Below are 19,612 nucleotides of genomic sequence, written 5' to 3' on the forward strand. Positions count from 1 at the left end.
TCGAATCCGGCCTTGAACGGGCCGGACCGGGCATCGGTGTTCACAGGTCGAGCGGCGCGCGCGGCGTCAGCGCAGACCGCCGATCGTCCGCCCGCTCTTGAGCGTGCCCGTCAGCTCGGCCTGCGCGCCCTGCTCGGCCGCGGCCGTCAGCAGATTCCCGTCGGCGGAGCCGCTGATGCCGCCCGTCGCCCGGAGCGACCTCACGCCGCTGCTGCCCGCCGCGAGCAGATACCAGTGCCCGCCCTCCGACTTCCACAGCACCCCCGCCAGCACGTGCGGGTCGCGCTCGCCGCACGCCGGCACGTCCTGCGCCTTGGCCGCCACCGCGCCCTGCGCCCCGCCCGGCGTGCGGAACTGGGCCAGCACCCGGGCCCCGTCGCCGCGCCAGGTCTCGGCCCGGGTGCACACCCACGCGCCCGACCCCGTCGAGTCCGGAAGCGGCTGCGCCGCGAACTCCCAGGCGTTCACCGACCGCACGCCCTGCCCGCGCACCGAGCCCAGCGAGCAGGCGTACGGCGCCCAGGTGCGCAGCGCCTCGGCGCTCGACGCGTCCTTGACCGCGCCGGGGCGCCCCGTGGTCAGCCGGGCCGGCACCAGCTCGCCGAGGTCGGTCATCACGCGGGTGCCCGAACCGTCGGTCAGCTGGAGCACGTTCCAGGACGCGCAGGTGCCGGACTGCTGCGCGGGCGTGGCCAGGGGCGCGGTCACGCCGTCGGTGAGCGTCAGCTCCCTTGGGCCGGAGTCCGGGCTGCCGAGGTCCCGCCCGGCCGCGTCCGTCACCCAGGGCGCCGTCAGATAGCGGACATTGCCGTCGGCCCGGCCGAGGACCACCGCGTTCGCCTCGGCCCGTCCCGCGCCGTCGGTCCGCGCGAAGTCCAGGGCGGCGCCCGCCGTGCCGTCCTCCGGCTCGGCGTAGCGGACGATGCGCAGACCGTCGTGCAGGATCACCACCCGCGCGTTGTCGACGTCCCCCGCGTACAGCAGTTGCGGCGGGCCGGCCGGGCCACCGGTGGGGGTGCCCGGCGTCGCCGAGACCCCGACATCCTCACCCGGCCGGGCCCAGACGGCCAGGGCGCGGCGCAGCAGTTCCCGGTCGCCGGTGAGGTCGCCGCGGGCCGGCCACACCGAGAAGTCCGTGCGCGCGGAGGTCTGCCAGGCGGCGGGGGCGGCCTTCGTGAGCTTGCCGGGATCGAGCGCGGCCTCGGCCGCCGGATTCTGCGCGTACGGCGGGGCGGCGGCGCCGTCCGGACCCCAGCCGTCACCGGGCAGGCCGAGCAGCGCCCCGCACACCACCAGGGCCGCCCCGGCGACCAGCGCGGCCCTCGTGTGCTGCCGGCGCCGCATCAGGTCGGTCGGCCGGACCTGCAACGAGCAGGGGTCGAACTCGGGGGAGCCCAGCAGCGCGTACGGGCCGGGCACCGTGTCGGCCTCCCGCAGGGCGGCGTCCACGTCGGCGACCCCGGACGCCTTGAGCAACTGCCGTACGCCGTCGTCCGGGAGCCGTTCGAGGCCGCGCAGCACATATGCCGCCCGGCCCGGCCCGGTAAGCGCGGACAGCCGCTGCTCCAGGGCGAGTTCGTCGGCGCCGCCGGAGCGCGGGAAGAGCTTGAGCCCCCGCACCTGGGGCAGCAGCGGCGGAAACTGGGACAGCCTGGGCCACGCCCGCCGCCTGAGCGGGAGGCCCGCCTCCAGCGCCGTACGCAGGACCCGCAGCCGGACCAGGGCGTAGCCGGGGTCGATCCCGCGGCCGGTCGACTGGGCCGGGATCACCGGTGTCGCCGTCCGGTTCCTGGGCAGCGCGCGCTGGGTGAGGGCGTGCGCGGTCAGAAGGCGGCGGCTGCGGCCGAGACCCGGCGGCAGCACCAGATAGGCCAGCCGGGCCAGCCGCGGATAGTGCTCGACGAGCGCGGCCTCGGCCTGCTCGACGTCGACGACCGGGTCGGCCGAGGCGGAGGACGGTGCGGGGCGCGGGGCGACATCCTGTGGCTGCACGTTCAGCAGAACGAGCGAACGGGTGAATGGTCACCGTGGGACGCTCACCGGACGGCGGTCCCGGCTACTCCTCGGGTTCCACCAGCAGCCGCGCGTAGGCGGCCATCGACCGCTGGTAGCGCGGCAGATGGGGCGCCAGCGCGCCGAGCGCCAGCGCCAGCCCCTCGCGGTCGCGGCCCATGCCGGACAGGCAGAGCGCGAGCGTGGCGCGCACGGCGTCGTCCAGCTCGTCGGACGGCGCCACCAGCTCGGGCGACAGCAGCTTCACGCCCTCCTCCGGGTGCCCGGTGTTGCGCAGGGAACCGGCGAGCTGGATCTTGGCCCGGCGGCCCTTGTAGGCGCTGACCTCGCCGAGACCGCGCTCCAGCGCCTCGCGGTACAGGGGCACGGCCCGGTCGCTGTAACCCGTGGAGTCCCAGGCGCAGGCCCGCTCGAACAGGCCGAGGGGGCTGTCCGCGGGCAACTCGTCGGCGAGGGCGTCGATCACCGCGCGGAAGTCGGCGGCCTCGCCCTCGGCGTAGTCGTCGACCGCCGCCCACGCGGCGGCGACGTGGTCTTCCCAGTCCTGGTCCACGAGGCCACTCTCGCACGGGTGTCCTCGAAACGGCAGCGGGATTCCTGAGTACTTCGCCTCCCGCGCCCGTACCGATGACCAGAGCCCCTCGCCGGGGCTCCGTGCGGCATGTCGCCGGAACGGACCGGAGGAACACATGAGGCTGACCCGACCGATGCTCGCGCTGAGCGCCGCGGCGGCGGCGGTACTGGCGCTGACGGGCTGCGGATCCGACGACGACGGCGAGGCCGCCGTGCCACGGACGGCGACGGGCAGCCTCGAACACCTGGCCGCCGAGGCGAAGTGCGCGCCGAACATGCAGACCGACGCCGACACCATCCGGCAGGCCATCTGCAAGCAGGGCGACGAGAAGTACATCCTCGCCACCTTCTCCACCGACCGCGGCCAGCGCGAGTGGATCGACACGGCCAAGGACTACGGCGGTTACTACCTCGTCGGCCGCAAGTGGGTCGCCGTCGGCCACGAGGAGGTCGTGGCCGCCCTGCGCGGCCGGCTCGGCGGGACCCTGGAACAGGGCACGGTGCACGGCGGCGACGGGCACTCGGCCGGGCACGGCGGCCACGGCGGCTGACCGCCGCGGGACACGCGAAAGGGGCCGGTGGCGGAATCTCCGCCACCGGCCCCCCCTTTCCCGGGTTTCCGGGTTTCCGGGTAGGACCCCGGTGGGACTGCGGAACTACTGGCAGTCCTCACCGCGGTTGATGCAGTCGACCACCTCGTTCATCAGGTTCTCGTCCATGACGTTGATGAAGTCGTTGTGGTCGGTGATCGGCTTGTGCAGCTGCTCGGGGAAGCCGTCCACGGCGTACGGGTTCTGGACCTGGCCGTTCTCGATGACCGGGGCCGGCACGTCGTAGACCAGGCGGACCTGCAGCTGGGGGATGGCCCGGAAGCCGTTCGGGCAGCCGCCGTCCTCCTGCACGAAGGCCACGTGGTCGCGGTGGTTGGCGCTGTCGATGTTCTGGCCGTCCCAGCAGCTCTGGAAGTTGGAGGTGCGCACGACCTGACTGCCCTCGGGGCAGATCACGTACTTGTCGGTCACCTGCCTGTCCTCGAAGCCGGTGCAGCTGAACGAGCTGTTGGCGTTGTCGAGGCCGTTGGTGAAGGCCTTGGCGTCACCGGTGATGACGCGCAGGAACTTCGGCATCGCGACGACGTCGCCCTGCTTGTTGCCCGCGAACCTGATCTCCGCCTGGCTGGCCTTGAGGATCTTGCCGACGTTGCCCTCGGCGCCACCGCCCAGGTCGCCCGCGTCGAACTCCTCGGTGCCGTCCTGGAGACGGAGCACCGGCCAGTAGTAGGTGGACTTGTCACCCTGGTTCTGGCACGAGGTCTCGGCGCTCTCGAGATCGTCGTCGCTGGAGAAGGCGGTGTTGTTCTGGTTGCCGACGTAGTCGTGCGTGTGGTGCGCGCCGTTGTCGACACCCGGGGCCACGACCAGGTTGTCGCTGTTGAAGAGGTTGTTCTCGTTCACGCCGCAGACGGTGGTGAAGGAGCCCGTGGAGCCCCCGTCCCCGTTGGCGGCGAACCCGTTCTCCAGGTCCCGGGAGCCCGGCTGCACGTCGTTGATGTCGACGAAGTCGTCGGCGAACGGACCCGCGGCGCCATTGCCGTTGTCGCCCTGGCCGTTGTCGCCCTGACCGTCGCCGTTCTGGTCGTCCTGGCCGTTGTCGCCGTTGTTTCCGTCGTTCGGCCGGTCGGCCACCATCCCCTTGCACTTGGCGAAGCGGTCGAGCCCGCTCGGCGCGTCTCCGCCCACCCGCCGGATGTTGATCCCGATCCGGTCGAGGACGGCGCTGCGCTTGGACTGGAGCGGTCCGAGGATCGCGTTCTGGACGTAGCCCGCGTCACCGGACTGCGCCTGGCGGGTCGACGCGAGGCGCGCGTACGCCTCGGTGATCTGCTTGTCGAGGTTCGCCAACTCCTTGTCGACACCGGCGCGTGCCCCTCTGGGCACGTGCCGCAGTTTCTGGCCGACGTCCGGGCACTTGATCGTGGCGACCTGTGCGGCCGCGGACCTGGTCCGGTTGTGCGACGAGTCCGACTCGTGCGCCGAGGCGTAGAAGTTGGCCCACACCAGGCCGCCCCCGCCGACCGCCAGGGCCGCCGCCCCGGCTACGACCTTGGTGGCCAGCGGCGAACGTCGTTTTCTTGTGTTGCGTCCCATGGAACTCCTCTGACTTCCTTGCGGGGCATCGAGGGCGCCCGACAGGAGTGAAGCGGCTCCCATCCATACGGAGGCGGTCCCTGGGGTGTTCAGCCGCCGCGGAGATTCTTGGGTCCCGTGGGACGCGGGAGACCCCTCGACGGGTCAGTGGCCGTGGTCCAGATATGCCAGAACCGCCAGTACACGGCGGTTGTCGTCGTCCGAAACCTCAAGGCTCAACTTCGCGAAGATATTTGCCGTGTGTTTGGCGATCGCCCGCTCCGTGACGACGAGTCTGCCCGCGATGGCCGCGTTGGTGCGGCCCTGCGCCATCAGTTCCAGTACCTCCAGTTCGCGGGGGGTCAGCCGCTCCAGCGGACGGTCCTCCGCCGCCCGCCGGCTGAGCAGTTGCTGGATCACCTGGGGGTCCATCGCCGTACCGCCGGCCGCCACCCGCCGTACCGCGTCCACGAACTGCTCCGCGTCGAACACCCGGTCCTTGAGCAGATACCCCACCCCGCCGCTGCCGTCGGCCAGCAACTCGCGTGCGTACAACTGCTCCACGTGCTGGGACAGGACCAGGACCGGCAGTCCGGGCCGGTCGCGGCGGGCCGCCAGCGCGCACTGCAGGCCCTCGTCGGTGAGGGTGGGCGGCAGCCGTACGTCGACCACGGCGACGTTGGGCTCCAGTTCGGCCAGCGCCCGGGACAGCTCGGGACCGGTCTCGACGGCCGCGGCGATCTCGAAGTCGTGCGCTTCGAGGAGCCGGACCAGCCCGTCGCGCAGCAGGAACAGGTCTTCGGCTAGGACAACGCGCAAGGGATCTCCACGGTGACCACGGTGGGGCCGCCCGCGGGCGAGCCGACGGCCAGGACACCGTCGAATGTACCGAGCCGGCGTTCCACCCCGGCCAGGCCCGACCCCGCGCCGATCACCGCACCGCCCCTGCCGTCGTCGGTGACCCGCACGCGCAGTCTCCCGTCGTCGTGGTGCATGCCGACGCGGATCCGGTCGGCCCCGGAGTGCTTCACGGCGTTGGTGAGGATCTCGGCGACCGCGAAGTAGGCGGCCGACTCCACGGGCGCCTCGGCCCGGCCGGGCAGGTCCACGTCGACCTCGACGGGCACGGGCAGCCGCAGCGCCAGCGCCCGTACGGCGTCGCCCAGACCGCGTTCGGCGAGCACCGGCGGGTGGATGCCGCGCACCAGCTCGCGCAGCTCGGTCAGGGCCTCGGCGGAGGACCTGCGGGTCTGCGCGAGCAGTTCCCGGGCCTTGCGCGGGTCCTTCTCCAGCAGCGCCTCGATGGTGCCGAGGTCCATGCCCATGGCGACCAGCCGGGCCTGTGCCCCGTCGTGCAGGTCCCGCTCGATGCGGCGCAGCTCGGCGGCGGAGGTGTCGACGGCGTCCCGGCGGGTCTCGGTCAGGACGCGCACCCGCTCGGCGAGGACGCCCCGGTCGGAGCCGAGGACCGCGGCGGTGAGCCGGAAGTGGGCGCGCAGCAGCAGCGGGGAGAGCCAGAATGCGGCGAGCAGGAGCACGGCGCCCAGGCCGGCGGCGAAGAGGGCGGAGGTCTGGCCGGTGACCCTGACGAAGCCGTACCAGTACCCGTCGGGCAGCACCCGCCACAGTCCGGCCCCGATCGCGAAGCCCTCCAGCGGGTACAGCGGCAGGACGAAGGCCAGCAGCCCGGTGACGAAGCCCGCCGTCATGTCGACCGGCAGCCACAGGAAGTCCCGCCAGGTGGCCGGGTCGCCGAGCATGCCGAAGGCGCGCGCCCACGGACCGGCGCCCGGCGGCAGCGGCCGGTAGGTCCGCCGGACGCGCACCCCGCACCACTCGGCGGCCAGCAGCCGCCGCCAGTCCGCGAACGCCCGCACGCCCGTCAGCACCCACGGCGTGGTGACGATGCCGACCCCGACCGGGACGAGGGCGACCGAGACCAGGGTCAGGCAGAACCACAGGACCGAGCCGGGCAGGGAGATCAGGGCCAGCGCGATTCCCCGTAGGGCCGACAGCGCCACGCCTCGCGTCCGCGCGGTCCGGTCCTCGTTCTTCGCCCCGATGGTCATGCCGCCAGTCTCGCCGAGACCGGCGGCACCGGTCACGGGGCCGAGCCCCCGGCCGGGGGTGGTGTCGGATACACCCTCGCCCCGGCCCCGGGGCCCCGCCCCTGCGAGCGTCGGACGCTGCTCCGCCGGCGGCGGAGGTTCAGCGTCCCGTGGGCGGCGTGTACTTGTAGCCGACGCGCCGCACGGTCTGGATCGTCTGCCGGTGCTCCGCGCCGAGCTTGCGGCGCAGCCGGGCGACGTGCACGTCGACGGTGCGGCCGTCGCCCACATGGCCGTAGCCCCACACCGTGGTGACCAGCTGGTCGCGGGTGTGCACCCGGTGGGGGTGGGTGACGAGGTGGGCGAGCAGCTCGAACTCCAGGTAGGTCAGGTCGAGTTCGCGGCCGTCGACGGCGGCGGTGCGCCGCGCGGTGTCGATCCGGACGAGCGGGTTCTCGCCCTGGGCGCCGGCCGCGTCCCCGGCGTGCCGGGTGTCGTCGGCATCCTCGCGCGCCGGGTCGGGCACGCCCACCGGCGGGAACAGCGGCTGCTGGTCGGCCGGGACCAGCACCAGATAGCCGACCATCGGAGGCCGGCCGGGCAGCGCGGGCAGGGCGTGGGCGGGCGCGGGCAGCCAGGTGGCGCCCGGCGGCAGCAGGTCCGTGACATCCACCACCTCGTCCCGGTCGACGGCGCGCAGCCGGTGCCGGGGGCCGCCGGGTACGGGGAGGGCGGCGGGGGCGGGGGAGTCGAGGGGGACGGTGGACAGGGAACGGGTGGTCGCCATGAGACGTTAGCTCTTTCGCGCGAGAGGTTCGTCGGAAGGGGCGACGAGCGCGAGTTCGTGGTCGGGCGCGTCGCGGGACGTACGTCGTGCGCGCCGGCAGAAGGCCCGGGGTGGACGGCTTTCTAGCGGGCCGGCGCGGTCGTCGCGCGGCAACACACCCGGTCGAAGTCGTCGTGCTGACGGGAAGGCCAGAAGGGCTCAAGGTCACGGCGACCCGTCGCTGCGTACTTCCGGAAGCTGGCCATGGGCCCATTGAAGCAGACAGTCGCCCGGGACAGGAGACTCCTCTCACTGCGTGGACGCCGACTGGCGTGAAGTAGCCCTCGGCGGCGCCGCGGCGCGTGCCCCGCGGCGGCAGCGCGAAGGGGCGCCCACCGTCGTGGTGGGCGCCCCTTCGCGCGGGCCTCGGGCCGGAATCAGACCTGGCCGGCCTTCTCCAGCGCCGTGCAGCAGGTGTCGACGATCAGGCGGGTGACCACGTACGGGTCGACGTTGGCGTTCGGGCGGCGGTCCTCGATGTAGCCCTTGCCGTCCTTCTCGACCTGCCACGGGATGCGCACCGAGGCGCCGCGGTCGGAGACGCCGTAGGAGTACTCGTTCCACGGGGCGGTCTCGTGCAGGCCGGTGAGGCGGTCGTCGATGCCGGCGCCGTAGTTCTTGACGTGGTCGAGCGGCTTGGAGCCCTCGCCGAGCGACTCGGCCGCGGTGGTGATCGCGTCGTAGCCCTCGCGCATGGCCTTGGTGGAGAAGTTGGTGTGCGCGCCCGCGCCGTTCCAGTCGCCCTTGACCGGCTTGGGGTCGAGGGTGGCGGAGACCCCGAAGTCCTCGGCGGTGCGGTAGAGCAGCCAGCGGGCCACCCACAGCTGGTCGGAGACCTCCAGCGGCGACAGCGGGCCGACCTGGAACTCCCACTGGCCGGGCATGACCTCGGCGTTGATGCCGGAGATGCCCAGGCCCGCCGTCAGGCAGTTCTCCAGGTGCGCCTCGACGATCTCGCGGCCGAAGATCTCGTCCGAGCCGACCCCGCAGTAGTAGCCGCCCTGCGCGGCCGGGAAGCCGCCCTCGGGGAAGCCGAGCGGGCGGGTGCCCTTGAAGAAGGTGTACTCCTGCTCGATGCCGAAGAGCGGCTCCTGCGCGGCGAACCGCTCCACCAGGTCGGCCAGCGCGGCGCGCGTGTTGGAGGGGTGCGGGGCCATGTCCGTGTCCAGGACCTCGCACAGCACCAGGACGTCGTCGCCGCCGCGCAGCGGGTCGGGACAGGAGAAGACCGGCCTGAGCACGCAGTCCGAGGAGCTGCCCTCGGCCTGGTTGGTGGAGGAGCCGTCGAAGCCCCAGATCGGCAGGGCGTCCAGACCGGCGGGGGCAGCCGTGATGATCTTCGTCTTGGAACGGAGCTTGGCCGTCGGCTCGGTTCCGTCGATCCAGATGTACTCAGCCTTGAAGGTCACGGGGCCACATCCTTCGGGTGGGTCTGGGCGCACTTGCGGGTGCTGCGGCGTTGCGGCAGGGGAGTGCCGCGTCTACTGCCGTGCAGGGTGCCAACAGGCGATTTCCCGTCCATTGCCCATCTGTGAACCACGTGTTACCGGGACGCGGGTGACCCCCGTCCCCCCTTGGCGGGGACGGGGGTCACCTCGGCGACCTCCTCGACGGGTCGGGTGACTGAGCCTCACCCGACCTTCTCGATGACCGCCCGCCGGATCAGGAACTTGCCGGGCTCCCGGACCTGTTCGAACGCCTCGTTGTTGAGCAGGACACAGCTGCCCGAGACCGAGGTGACCTCGACCGTCGTGGACTGGTTGTTGTCGAGGTTGGTCACCTTGAGCCTGGTGCCCGCCGGGAACTGGTTGCTGGAGGCGGCGGGCGCTCCGGCCTCGCCGGAGAGGGTGACGGTGGAGCCGTTGCACACCTGCTCACCGGCCTGCGCGCCACCCCCGGCCTGGTCACCCGCCTGGTCACCGGCCTGCTGGCCGGCGTCCTGCCCCGCACCCTGGCCCGCTTCCCGACCGGCCTGCGCGCCGTCCTGCGGCGGCTGCGCGGCTGGAGAGTCCTGAGCCGACTCCCCGACCGTGCACCCGGACGCCTCCTGCTGGACCCCGATCTGCGCGATGACCGCCTCGCGGTTGGCGATCCTGGCCTCCGACTGAGCGTCGGGACTGGCCCGCTGCTCCTCGATGAACCGCTGGTTGTTGCCGAGCGCGGTGGCCAGCCCCTGGCAGACGGTCGAGTCCTGCGCGGACTTGGTCTGCGCGTTCTGGGTGCTCTGCGCGGCGTTCGAGGCGTTGGCCATCACGAAGGCCCCGCCGCCGGCCACCGTCGCGGCGGCGGCCAGCAGCGCGATCTTCTTCTTCGTGCCGAGCGTTCTCCTGCGCGACATGCGCGTCTCCTGAAGGGGTGGGGGGTACGTACGCCGCTCAGTACGGGAGGCCGAACGAAGTTGCTCAGCGGTCACGCCGATTCACGGAAGTAACCTGCGCCCCGGCACCCCCGGAACCTCTGTGGCCAGGGGCTTTTGTCAGTGGTGGGCGGTAAAATAGAAGCAGTGTTCGAGGGTGTCGCCGGGTGGTCCGGACGGCGCCCTGACCGCGACAGGAGGATGCCCGTGCCCGCTGCCGCACTGAAGCCGAAGCCCACCCAGTCCACCGCCGAGCGGCCCGTCCTGCTCGACCTGCCGTACGAACCCGTGGCGAAGACTGCGCTGCCCGCGGGCCGCCCCCGCGAGTGGTATGTCGCGCACAACCGCCGGCTCAAGGCGATGCGGCTGGCCATCGCCCTGCTCGACTCCGGCGTATACATGCCGAACCAGGCGCGCAACGAGAGGATCCGCGGCGCCGCCGAGACGATAGGCGTCCACCCGCCGTCGGACACGACGTGCCACATGGTGCGGGCGCTGATGCGGTACTCGCGCTGAGCGGTGACGCCGGGTGCCCGTGCTCCGCCTCGGGCACCCGGCGTCGCCCGCGCGGATCACAGCCCCGGCGCGCCCCACACCGGGAACCAGCGGCCCAGGTCGCTCTCGACCGGCAGCTCGTCGGCGAGTACCGCCCGCACCCGCAGTTCCAGCGCGTTGTCCCGCTGCTGCCGGTCGCCGGGCAGGGGTGCGAACGGGTAGAAGGTGCCGCGCTTGTAGAGATAGACCAGCGCGAGCCGCCGCCCCTCGTCGTCCTGGAAGCCGGCCAGGGAGCAGAGCAGCTGTGGGCCGAAGCCGCCCGCCTCCAGGGCGCTGTTCACCGCGTGCAGGTCGTTCACCAGGAGCGGCAGTTCGTCCGGGGCGCGGCGGGAGACCAGCCAGGAGTAGCCGTAGGAGTCGCGGCTCAGCTCCACCGGGGTCCGGTCGGCGTCCGCGTCCAGCAGGTCGCGGACCTCGCGGTGCGTCTGCTCGAAGGCGGCGCCCTCGACGGTCGCGAAGCACACCGCGCCCTGTCCGGTCGGCGTGAAGGAGGCCGCCGCCTCCAGGCCCACCGCCGCCGAGGGCAGCGCGAAGAGCCGGTCGAGATCGGGCGCCACGGGCTTGGAGCGGCCCAGCAGGATGTCCAGCAGACCCATGGGCTCAGGCCTTCCCCGGGGTCGGGGCCTCACCCAGTTCGGCGGAGATCCGGGCCAGCTGGTCGAGCCGCTGTTCCAGGCTGGGGTGGGTGGCGAAGAACCGGCTGAGACCGGGTTCGGCGCCGAGGGCGGGGGTGAAGTAGAAGGCGTTGAAGGCCTGGGCCGTGCGCAGGTCCTTGGTCGGGATCCGCGCGATGTCCCCGGTCACCTTGGTGAGCGCCGCCGCCAGCGCCGAGGGGCGCCCGGTGAGCAGCGCGGCGGCCCGGTCGGCCGCCAGCTCGCGGTACCGGGACAGCGCCCGGATCAGCAGGAAACTGATCGCGTACACGGCCGCGGAGACGCCCATCACGACCGCGAGGACCGCCACCGTGTTCTGGTCCCGCCGCCCGCCGAAGAGCTGCGAGTAGAAGGCGAACCGCACGATCAGCCCCGCGATCACGCCCAGGAACGACGCGATGGTGATCACCGCGACATCCTTGTGCGCCACGTGCGACATCTCGTGCGCGAGCACACCCTCCAGCTCGGCGGGCTCCAGCCGCCGCAGCAGCCCGGTGGTGACGCAGACCACGGCGTTGTCCGGATTGCGGCCGGTCGCGAACGCGTTCGGCATCTCCAGGTCCGACACCGCGACCACCGGCTTCGGCATGTCGGCCATCGCGGCCAGCCGGTCGACGACCCCGTGCAGCTCCGGGTACTCGTCGCGCTCCACGACCCGGCCGCGCATCGCGAACAGCGCGATCCGGTCGGAGAACCAGTACTGCGCACCGAGCACCAGCGCCACGATCACCACGACCAGCACCCAGGACTTCATCAGGGCGATCAGCGCGGCGATGAATCCCACGTACAGCAGGCCCAGCAGGAACAGCGTGATCCCCATGCGTACGGTCAACCGCCGGTCGCTCCGGAAGCGGCTCTGCATCTGCATCACCTCTCAGTCGGGGCACTCGCCCCGCTGTCCAGTGTGCACCCGGAGCCTGTGTGTCCGGGCGGGTCCGGGCGGTCTAGGCGGGTGCGCGGAAGTTGAGGTAACCGAGCAGGAGGATCACCGCGGCCATGCCGCCGAGCACCACGGCCGTGGACACCCACGACGACCTGCGGCGCCCGGAGCGCACGTGCTCGGGGTCGGGCCGGAAGGGAACCGGCCCGGGTGGGTTCTCCTTCCAGCGTGCGGCGAGCATGCGGGCGCGGGCGGAGGGTTCCTTGTGCTCGGCCCCGTCCGCCCACCGGATGTCGAACTCGCGCTCCTCGTCGTCACGCTCCGGCATCTTCGGCACTCTCCCTCCTGTCTCGGACACTCGAACAACCGTGTTTGTCCCCTTCCCTTTCCCTATGATCCCGGCCCGGATTCGTCCTGTGAAGTGTCCTCGGCCACACGACGGCGCCCCCGCCCCCTGACAGCGGGGACGGGGGCGCCGGACGGCTCGGGCGTCGATCACACGTCGAAGTACATCTCGAACTCGTGCGGGTGCGGACGCAGCTGGAGCGGCGCGATCTCGTTGGCGCGCTTGAAGTCGATCCACGTCTCGATCAGGTCCGGCGTGAAGACGTCGCCCTGGAGGAGGAACTCGTGGTCGGACTCCAGGCGGTCGAGGACGGCGCCGAGCGAGGTCGGGACCTGCGCCACGTTCGCGTGCTCCTCGGGAGCCAGCTCGTAGAGGTCCTTGTCGATCGGCTCGGCCGGCTCGATCTTGTTCTTGATGCCGTCCAGACCCGCGAGCAGCAGCGCGGAGAACGCCAGGTACGGGTTGCCGGAGGAGTCCGGGGCGCGGAACTCGACGCGCTTGGCCTTCGGGTTCGAGCCGGTGATCGGGATACGCATCGCGGCGGAGCGGTTGCGCTGCGAGTACACCAGGTTGATCGGCGCCTCGAAGCCCGGCACCAGGCGGTGGTAGGAGTTCACCGTCGGGTTGGTGAAGGCCAGCAGCGACGGGGCGTGCCGCAGCACGCCGCCGATGTAGTAGCGGGCGGTGTCCGACAGGCCCGCGTAGCCCTGCTCGTCGTAGAAGAGCGGCTCGCCGCCCGCCCACAGCGACTGGTGGACGTGCATGCCCGAGCCGTTGTCACCGAAGATCGGCTTCGGCATGAAGGTGGCCGTCTTGCCGTTCTTCCACGCCACGTTCTTCACGATGTACTTGAAGAGCTGGAGGTCGTCGGCGGCGGCGAGCAGCGTGTTGAACTTGTAGTTGATCTCCGCCTGGCCCGCGGTGCCCACCTCGTGGTGCTGGCGCTCGACCTTCAGGCCGGACCGCTCCAGTTCGAGGGAGATCTCGGCGCGCAGGTCGGCGAAGTGGTCGACCGGCGGGACCGGGAAGTAGCCGCCCTTGTAGCGGACCTTGTAGCCGCGGTTGTCCTCCAGGGCGCCGGTGTTCCAGGCGCCGGCCTCGGAGTCGATGTGGTAGAAGGACTCGTTCGCGCTGGTGGCGAAGCGGACGGAGTCGAAGACGTAGAACTCCGCCTCCGGACCGAAGTACGCGGTGTCGGCGACCCCGGTGGACGCCAGGTAGGCCTCGGCCTTCTTCGCCACGTTCCGCGGGTCGCGGGAGTACTGCTCGCCCGTGATCGGGTCGTGGATGAAGAAGTTGATGTTGACGGTCTTGTCCCGGCGGAACGGGTCGAGGCGCGCGGTGGACAGGTCGGGGCGCAGGGCCATGTCCGACTCGTGGATGGCCTGGAAGCCGCGGATCGAGGATCCGTCGAAGGCCTGCTCGTCGTCGGGGTCGAACGCCTCGGCGGGCAACGTGAAGTGCTGCATGACGCCCGGCAGGTCGCAGAACCGGACGTCGACGAACTTGACGTCCTCGTCCGCGATGAACTTCTTGGCCTCGTCGGCGTTCTGGAACATCAAGCTCCTCCTACTCCCGACCGTCGTGCCGGGGTGGTTATCGTTCGTGCGGCCAGTGCGGGTGGCACACGCTTCGTCGACCCTAGGGACGGGTGATTTCTCGGGCGTGACCCGTTTGTTTCACAGAAGTTAACCGGCTTCATTCCAGCCTAGGCCTCATCCGGGCCCGCCACACCCGGCCGTACGCCGCCGCGGCCACCCTCCGTCCGCCGGTCAGGTACGGGCGCAGTACCGTGGTCGGGTGGACAACAGGCAAGCAATCGGATCGTGGCTCTCCGGGCCGCGCGCGGCCATCGAGGAGGCCGGCGCCGATCTCGGACACCGGGGCGAGCAGCTCGGTCTGCCCGCCCGGGGACCGGGTTCGATCGCCCGTCCGGGCCGGCGGATCGCCGCCCTGGCCGTCGACTGGGCCCTGTGCCTCTTGATCGCATACGGCCTGCTCACGGACGGCTACGGCCAGGCGACCGGCAACTGGGCCCTGCTGATCTTCCTCGTGCTGAGCGTACTGACCGTCGGCACGGTCGGCTTCACCCCGGGCAAGCGCCTGCTCGGCCTGCGGGTGGTGGACCTGGCCACCGGCCGCCCCAGCCCGTCCCGCGCCCTGTTGCGCTCGGTCCTGCTGTGCCTCGCCCTCCCGGCGCTGATCTGGGACCGCGACGGCCGGGGCCTGCACGACCGGGTGGCGCGCACCGTCGAAGTACGGGTCTGACGCGGCGGCGCGCACGGCGCGGCGCACGGCGAAGAAAGTACGGCATACGGCGAACGGCGCCCGGAGTGATCCGGGCGCCCTTCGCCGTACCGCTGCCGGAGTCCGGTCAGCGCTGTCTGGGGTTGCCGCCCCTGGGCATCCGCATGCCCTTCGGCATCGGGCCCTTGGGCAGCGGCATGTTGCTCATCAGGTCGCCCAGGGCGCGCAGCCGGTCGTTGGTCACGGTGACCTGCGGGCCGCTCAGGACGCGGGGGAGCTTGAGCATGGTCGTGCGCAGCTTCTTCAGCTCGACCCGGCCCTCGCCGGTGCCCACGATCAGATCGTGGACGGGCACGTCGGCGACGATGCGGTTCATCTTCCGCTTCTCGGCCGCGAGCAGGGACTTCACCCGGTTCGGGTTGCCCTCCGCGACCAGCACGATGCCGGCCTTGCCGACCGCGCGGTGCACCACGTCCTGGCTGCGGTTCATCGCCACCGCCGGGGTCGTCGACCAGCCGCGGCCGATGTTGTCCAGCACGGCCGCCGCCGCGCCCGGCTGGCCCTCCATCTGCCCGAAGGCCGCCCGCTCGGCCCGGCGCCCGAAGACGATCGCCGTCGCGAGGAAGGCGAGCAGCAGGCCCAGGATGCCGAGATAGATGGGGTGACCGACCAAGAAACCGATCGCGAGGAGGACACCGAAGACGACGATGCCGACACCCGCGAGTACAAGACCGATCTTCTTGTCGGCCTTGCGGGTCATCTTGTAGGTCAGAGCGATCTGCTTCAGTCGCCCGGGATTCGCAGCGTCCGCTGCAGGTTCCTTCCTCGCCATGGCACGAAGTCTACGTGCCCCCGAAAGCGCCGACGACGGCAGTGTCCGGCGCGGGCGGGCGCGGGGGAGAACAGGGTGGGCGGGCGCGGGGGAGAACGGGGTGGGTCAGGGGCGGCCGGCGACGGACTGCCGCAGCACGCGCTCCGTCTCGATCCGGTCCCTGGCGCGGCGGCGGTCCTCCAGCACGGAGTTCCAGGCGTTGCGCCGGGCGGTGCGCTGGCCGCTGCTCATCAGCAGTGACTCGACGGCCCGCAGCGCGGTGGTGAACGAGGGAATGGCGGTGGCGCGGACGGGCGCTGCCTGCATCGTGGAGGTCCCCCCTCGGTACGGCTCCGGGTACGGAGACGGGTGTACGTGGCGTGATTCCAGGGTCACTGTTCGGTGTTACCAGGGCGTGACCCGCCGGTCAAACGGACATGAAGCCGCGATGCCGGCGCCCGGAACGGCGTCGCGACCCCGACCGGTGTCCTCATCTGCGAGGACGGTCGGGGCCGCGGCGCACCGGCCACTACTGGCCAGTAGGTTCTTGTGCGTGAATTCACACGGTGGTGGGAGCGGCCGGGGTGCGGCGCTGTTCCATCGCCATCCCGTAGAGCCGTCCGGCGCGGTAGGAGGACCGCACCAGCGGGCCCGACATCACACCGGAGAAGCCGATCCGCTCGGCCTCCTCCTTCAGCTCCACGAACTCCTGCGGCTTGACCCAGCGCTCCACGGGGTGGTGGCGCACGGAGGGGCGCAGGTACTGCGTGATGGTGATCAGCTCGCAGCCGGCCTCGTGCAGCTGCCGCAGCGCCTCGCTGATCTCCTCGCGGGTCTCGCCCATGCCGAGGATCAGGTTGGACTTGGTGACCAGGCCGTAGTCGCGGGCCTCGGTGATGACCTTGAGGGAACGGTCGTAGCGGAAGCCGGGGCGGATGCGCTTGAAGATCCGGGGGACGGTCTCGACATTGTGCGCGAAGACCTCGGGGCGGGAGGCGAAGACCTCCTGGAGGAGTTCGGGCACCGCGTTGAAGTCCGGGGCGAGCAGCTCGACCTTGGTGCGGCCGGCCTCGCGCTCCGCGGTCTGCTGGTGGATCTGGCGCACCGTCTCGGCGTACAGCCAGGCACCGCCGTCCGGCAGGTCGTCGCGGGCGACGCCGGTGATGGTGGCGTAGTTCAGGTCCATGGTGACCACGGACTCGCCGACGCGGCGCGGCTCGTCGCGGTCGAGCGCCTCGGGCCTGCCGGTGTCGATCTGGCAGAAGTCGCAGCGCCGGGTGCACTGGTCGCCGCCGATGAGGAAGGTCGCCTCGCGGTCCTCCCAGCATTCGTAGATGTTGGGGCAGCCGGCTTCCTGGCAGACCGTGTGCAGGCCCTCGCTCTTCACGAGGTTCTGCATCTTGGTGTATTCGGGGCCCATTTTCGCCCGGGTCTTGATCCACTCGGGCTTGCGCTCGATGGGGGTCTGGCTGTTGCGGACCTCCAGGCGCAGCATCTTGCGTCCGTCGGGTGCGACTGCGGACACGACCGGCTCCCTAGCGTTTGATTCTTCGGCGTTGTTCAGGGTACGCCCGTTGATTTGTCGGTCGGCGTCGGCGCTGGCCTTGCTGAGGGGCCCCAGGAGAACGGCCTCGGTGAACGGCCTCGTCCTCAGACGCCGGACGGGCTGAGGGGGGCCGGCGATTTCTCGATCGGCCTCGGCTTCGGCTCCGCGTTCTCCAGGACCTCGCGCAGATGGCGTTCCGCCACCGGGAGCACCTCCTCGATGCTCACGTCGCGGCCGAGTTCGTTCGCCAGGGAGGCGACGCCCGCGTCGCGGATGCCGCACGGGATGATCCTGTCGAACCACTTGTTGTCGGGGTTCACGTTCAGCGCGAAGCCGTGCATGGTGACGCCCTTGGCGACGCGGATGCCGATCGCGGCGATCTTGCGGTCCTCGCGGCGCTGGCCCGCGTTGGAGGGCGCGTACTCGGGGCCGTTCAGCCGGGGGTCGAACTCGGGGTCGGCCGACCGGGGGTCGAAGTCCAGGGAGAGGCCGCCGAGGTCCGGGGTGCGCGCCGCCCGCTGCCTGGGCTCACCGAGGACCCAGACGCCGCTGCGGCCCTCCACCCGGCTGGTGGCGAGGCCGAACTCCGCGCAGGTGCGGATCAGGGCCTCCTCCAGCCGCCGTACGTGCGCCACCACGTCCACGGGGCGCGGGAGCTTCTGGATCGGGTAGCCCACGAGCTGCCCCGGTCCGTGCCAGGTGATCTTGCCGCCGCGGTCCACGTCGACGACCGGCGTGCCGTCCAGCGGCCGCTCGCTGTCCTCGGTGCGCCGGCCGGCGGTGTAGACCGGCGGGTGTTCGAGGAGCAGCACGGTGTCGGGGACCTCGTCGGCGAACCGCGCGGCGTGCACCCGGCGCTGCTCGTCCCACGCCTCCTGGTACTCGACGCGTTCGGCACCGAACCCCATCCGGACGAACCGCAGCTCACTCACGGCAAGTGCCTCCCTGGAAGGTCGTCGGGCACGAACCGTGCCCCCGCCACTGTACGACCGCCCCCTCGCCGTCAGCCGGGCGGGCAATCCTCACACGATCGGATGAATGCCGGTCGAAGTGTGCGACCCGCCGTTTACTCTCCGCTACATTCGCGCCGTTCACGAGGCCATAAGGACTGCTCACAGGGCTCCGGGCACATTCGAACGGCCCGGAAGGCAGGAGACCGCACCGCACCATGACGGAACGACCCGCGCAGCGCACCCCCAACCGCCAGCTCGCCGCGCTCATCGCCGAAGCGGGGTTCTCCAACGCGGGTCTCGCTCGTCGCGTCGACCAGCTCGGACTCGAACACGGCCTGGACCTGAGATACGACAAGACCTCCGTCACCCGGTGGCTGCGCGGCCAGCAGCCCCGCGGCACCACCCCGGCCCTGATCGCCGAGGTCTTCACCCGGCGCCTGGGCCGCCGGCTCACCGCGCAGGACCTCGGCCTGGACGCCTGCGCGCCCGTCTACGCGGGGCTGGAGTTCGCCGCCAGCCCGGACGAGGCCGTCGACATCGTCGGCGGGCTGTGGCGCAAGGACTCCGGCAGCCACGCCGAACTGCGGAAGATCGCCTTCACCCCGGCGGGGCTCGTCGTCCCCAGCCGGGACTGGCTGATCGGCCGCGCCGACGAGCGGGTGGCCCGCGCCGAGGTGCCCGTCCGCATCCCCGCACAGGGACGCCCGGCCGGCCCGCGGGGCCCCGTCCCGCTCGACCCCTCGCGGCGCCGGGCCCCGGCCGAGCGCGCCCTCGGCCAGAAGGTGACCGGCGGCGACCTCGCCGCCCTGCGCTCGGTCGGCGAACTCTTCCGCGGCCTGGACGACCGCTACGGCGGCGGGCACGCGCGCCAGGCCCTCGTGCGCTACCTGGAGCACGAGCTGGAGCCGATGCTGCGCGGCACCTACGGCGAGCAGGCCGGCCGCCGGCTGTTCGGCGCCGCCGCCGACCTCACCCGGCTCGCGGGCTGGACCTCGTACGACATCGCCGCGCACGGCCTCGCCCAGCGCTACTTCGTCCAGGCGTTGCGCCTGTCGCAGGCGGCGGGGGACCGGACGTACGGCTCGTACGTGCTGGTCACCATGAGCCGCCAGGCCGTCTACCTGGGCCACGGACGCGAGGCCGTACAGCTCGCGCGGGTGGCCCAGCAGGGCGTGGGCACCTCGGCGCCGCCGGTCGTGCAGGCGCTGCTGCACGCGGCCGAGGCGCGGGCGCACGGCGTCCTCGGCGAGGTGCGGGCGTGCACCGCGGCGCTGGTACGGTCCGAACGCGCGCTGGAGACCGCCCGGCCGGGCGACGAGGTGCCGCACTGGGCGCGCTTCTTCGACGAGGCGCAGCTCGCCGACGAGTTCGGCCACTGCCACCGCGACCTCCAGCAGTTCCGCGCCGCCGCCCAGCACGCGGAACGCTCGCTGCAACTGCGCGCCCCCGTCTACGCCCGCAGCCGCCTCTTCTGCCGGGTGGTCCTCGCCACCGCCCGCCTCGGCCTCGGCGAACTCGACCAGGCCTGCCAACTGGCCGCCGAGGCGGCCGCCCAGGCGGCGGAGATGCGCTCGGTGCGCGCGGCGGAGTATGTCCGCGAATTCGAACGCCGCCTGGAGCCGTACAAGGACGCGGCTCCCGTACGGGGGTACCGGGACAAGGTGGCGGCGCTGGGGTAG

General features: G+C 72.0%; 20 protein-coding genes. 4 read left to right on the plus strand and 16 right to left on the minus strand.

The features are described from left to right. Positions 1 to 66: 66 nt before the first annotated feature. Positions 67 to 1,992 carry a hypothetical protein gene (locus AC4IHM_RS23935; RefSeq protein WP_490869060.1) on the minus strand — a complete coding sequence of 642 codons (1,926 nt, stop codon included), beginning with the start codon at positions 1,990 to 1,992 and terminating at the stop codon, positions 67 to 69. Positions 1,993 to 2,056: 64 nt separating this feature from the next. Continuing rightward, positions 2,057 to 2,566, minus strand: coding sequence for a tetratricopeptide repeat protein (locus tag AC4IHM_RS23940; RefSeq protein ID WP_490869061.1), 510 nt, complete (start codon positions 2,564 to 2,566; stop codon positions 2,057 to 2,059). 136 nt (positions 2,567 to 2,702) lie between these two features. On the opposite strand from AC4IHM_RS23940, the gene AC4IHM_RS23945 reads away from it, so the two are divergent. After that, on the plus strand, positions 2,703 to 3,137 hold the full coding sequence (locus AC4IHM_RS23945) for a hypothetical protein (RefSeq protein ID WP_490869062.1): 435 nt from the start codon (positions 2,703 to 2,705) through the stop codon (positions 3,135 to 3,137). Positions 3,138 to 3,242: 105 nt separating this feature from the next. Here the strand turns inward: AC4IHM_RS23945 and AC4IHM_RS23950 are convergent, their stop codons facing one another. The 6 genes from AC4IHM_RS23950 to AC4IHM_RS23975 form a co-directional block, all read right to left on the minus strand. Then, entirely contained in the window at positions 3,243 to 4,733 is a 1,491-nt protein-coding gene (locus AC4IHM_RS23950; protein WP_490869063.1) for a DUF1996 domain-containing protein, read from the minus strand. A gap of 144 nt (positions 4,734 to 4,877) precedes the next feature. Then, on the minus strand, positions 4,878 to 5,531 hold the full coding sequence (locus tag AC4IHM_RS23955; RefSeq protein WP_490869064.1) for a response regulator transcription factor: 654 nt from the start codon (positions 5,529 to 5,531) through the stop codon (positions 4,878 to 4,880). Beyond that, the gene (locus AC4IHM_RS23960; RefSeq protein ID WP_490869065.1) at positions 5,516 to 6,781 is read right to left on the minus strand and encodes a sensor histidine kinase; all 1,266 of its coding nucleotides are present in this window, start codon (positions 6,779 to 6,781) and stop codon (positions 5,516 to 5,518) included. The genes AC4IHM_RS23955 and AC4IHM_RS23960 overlap by 16 nt, the downstream gene beginning before the upstream one ends. 139 nt (positions 6,782 to 6,920) lie before the next feature. Continuing rightward, on the minus strand, positions 6,921 to 7,547 hold the full coding sequence (locus AC4IHM_RS23965) for a winged helix-turn-helix domain-containing protein (RefSeq protein ID WP_490869066.1): 627 nt from the start codon (positions 7,545 to 7,547) through the stop codon (positions 6,921 to 6,923). 416 nt (positions 7,548 to 7,963) lie between these two features. Further along, positions 7,964 to 8,995, minus strand: a complete 1,032-nt coding sequence (glnII, locus tag AC4IHM_RS23970) for a glutamine synthetase (RefSeq protein WP_490869067.1) — start codon at positions 8,993 to 8,995, stop codon at positions 7,964 to 7,966. Positions 8,996 to 9,216: 221 nt separating this feature from the next. Then, a complete protein-coding gene (locus tag AC4IHM_RS23975; RefSeq protein WP_490869068.1) occupies positions 9,217 to 9,924 on the minus strand; it encodes a hypothetical protein in 708 nt (235 codons plus the stop codon). A gap of 225 nt (positions 9,925 to 10,149) precedes the next feature. Here AC4IHM_RS23975 and AC4IHM_RS23980 point away from each other — a divergent pair, with 225 nt between their 5' ends. Further along, a complete protein-coding gene (locus AC4IHM_RS23980) occupies positions 10,150 to 10,458 on the plus strand; it encodes a hypothetical protein (protein WP_490869069.1) in 309 nt (102 codons plus the stop codon). Between the two features lie 56 nt (positions 10,459 to 10,514). Here the strand turns inward: AC4IHM_RS23980 and pspAB are convergent, their stop codons facing one another. The 4 genes from pspAB to glnA all read right to left on the minus strand — a co-directional run bounded on the left by pspAB (position 10,515) and on the right by glnA (position 13,935). Continuing rightward, positions 10,515 to 11,093: a PspA-associated protein PspAB gene (gene pspAB / locus AC4IHM_RS23985; RefSeq protein WP_490869070.1), complete on the minus strand. Its 579-nt coding sequence runs from the start codon at positions 11,091 to 11,093 to the stop codon at positions 10,515 to 10,517. Positions 11,094 to 11,097: 4 nt separating this feature from the next. Next, on the minus strand, positions 11,098 to 12,012 hold the full coding sequence (htpX, locus tag AC4IHM_RS23990; RefSeq protein ID WP_490869071.1) for a zinc metalloprotease HtpX: 915 nt from the start codon (positions 12,010 to 12,012) through the stop codon (positions 11,098 to 11,100). Between the two features lie 82 nt (positions 12,013 to 12,094). Continuing rightward, entirely contained in the window at positions 12,095 to 12,358 is a 264-nt protein-coding gene (locus AC4IHM_RS23995; protein WP_490869072.1) for an SCO2583/SCO2584 N-terminal domain-containing protein, read from the minus strand. 167 nt (positions 12,359 to 12,525) lie between these two features. Next, positions 12,526 to 13,935: a type I glutamate--ammonia ligase gene (gene glnA, locus AC4IHM_RS24000; RefSeq protein WP_490869073.1), complete on the minus strand. Its 1,410-nt coding sequence runs from the start codon at positions 13,933 to 13,935 to the stop codon at positions 12,526 to 12,528. 241 nt (positions 13,936 to 14,176) lie between these two features. Between glnA and AC4IHM_RS24005 the strand changes: the two genes are divergently transcribed. Continuing rightward, positions 14,177 to 14,644 (plus strand): RDD family protein, encoded by a 468-nt coding sequence (locus AC4IHM_RS24005; protein ID WP_490869074.1) that lies wholly within the window; start codon positions 14,177 to 14,179, stop codon positions 14,642 to 14,644. 106 nt (positions 14,645 to 14,750) lie between these two features. Here the strand turns inward: AC4IHM_RS24005 and AC4IHM_RS24010 are convergent, their stop codons facing one another. From AC4IHM_RS24010 to lipB, 4 genes are all read right to left on the minus strand, one after another. Then, positions 14,751 to 15,455, minus strand: a complete 705-nt coding sequence (locus AC4IHM_RS24010; RefSeq protein ID WP_490869075.1) for a DUF4191 domain-containing protein — start codon at positions 15,453 to 15,455, stop codon at positions 14,751 to 14,753. A 105-nt stretch (positions 15,456 to 15,560) separates the two neighbouring features. Next, positions 15,561 to 15,761, minus strand: coding sequence for an SCO2195 family GlnR-regulated protein (locus tag AC4IHM_RS24015; RefSeq protein WP_490869076.1), 201 nt, complete (start codon positions 15,759 to 15,761; stop codon positions 15,561 to 15,563). A gap of 232 nt (positions 15,762 to 15,993) precedes the next feature. Next, a complete protein-coding gene (gene lipA / locus AC4IHM_RS24020) occupies positions 15,994 to 16,959 on the minus strand; it encodes a lipoyl synthase (RefSeq protein ID WP_490869077.1) in 966 nt (321 codons plus the stop codon). Between the two features lie 125 nt (positions 16,960 to 17,084). Then, complete coding sequence (gene lipB / locus AC4IHM_RS24025) at positions 17,085 to 17,912, minus strand: lipoyl(octanoyl) transferase LipB (protein ID WP_490869078.1); 828 nt, start codon at positions 17,910 to 17,912, stop codon at positions 17,085 to 17,087. Positions 17,913 to 18,148: 236 nt separating this feature from the next. Between lipB and AC4IHM_RS24030 the strand changes: the two genes are divergently transcribed. Then, positions 18,149 to 19,612 (plus strand): NsdA family TPR-like regulatory protein, encoded by a 1,464-nt coding sequence (locus AC4IHM_RS24030; RefSeq protein WP_490869079.1) that lies wholly within the window; start codon positions 18,149 to 18,151, stop codon positions 19,610 to 19,612.

The organism is Streptomyces sp. SL06, assembly GCF_058244745.1.

Bases quoted from the DNA above. Each gene is read 5' to 3' on its own strand.
- AC4IHM_RS24030 (WP_490869079.1), top strand. From the start codon at position 18,149: ATGACGGAACGACCCGCGCAGCGCACCCCCAACCGCCAGCTCGCCGCG.
- pspAB (WP_490869070.1), bottom strand. From the start codon at position 11,093: ATGGGTCTGCTGGACATCCTGCTGGGCCGCTCCAAGCCCGTGGCGCCC.
- glnA (WP_490869073.1), bottom strand. From the start codon at position 13,935: ATGTTCCAGAACGCCGACGAGGCCAAGAAGTTCATCGCGGACGAGGAC.
- AC4IHM_RS23945 (WP_490869062.1), top strand. From the start codon at position 2,703: ATGAGGCTGACCCGACCGATGCTCGCGCTGAGCGCCGCGGCGGCGGCG.
- AC4IHM_RS24010 (WP_490869075.1), bottom strand. From the start codon at position 15,455: ATGGCGAGGAAGGAACCTGCAGCGGACGCTGCGAATCCCGGGCGACTG.
- AC4IHM_RS23975 (WP_490869068.1), bottom strand. From the start codon at position 9,924: ATGTCGCGCAGGAGAACGCTCGGCACGAAGAAGAAGATCGCGCTGCTG.
- AC4IHM_RS23965 (WP_490869066.1), bottom strand. From the start codon at position 7,547: ATGGCGACCACCCGTTCCCTGTCCACCGTCCCCCTCGACTCCCCCGCC.
- AC4IHM_RS23950 (WP_490869063.1), bottom strand. From the start codon at position 4,733: ATGGGACGCAACACAAGAAAACGACGTTCGCCGCTGGCCACCAAGGTC.
- htpX (WP_490869071.1), bottom strand. From the start codon at position 12,012: ATGCAGAGCCGCTTCCGGAGCGACCGGCGGTTGACCGTACGCATGGGG.
- AC4IHM_RS24015 (WP_490869076.1), bottom strand. From the start codon at position 15,761: ATGCAGGCAGCGCCCGTCCGCGCCACCGCCATTCCCTCGTTCACCACC.
- AC4IHM_RS23960 (WP_490869065.1), bottom strand. From the start codon at position 6,781: ATGACCATCGGGGCGAAGAACGAGGACCGGACCGCGCGGACGCGAGGC.
- AC4IHM_RS23995 (WP_490869072.1), bottom strand. From the start codon at position 12,358: ATGCCGGAGCGTGACGACGAGGAGCGCGAGTTCGACATCCGGTGGGCG.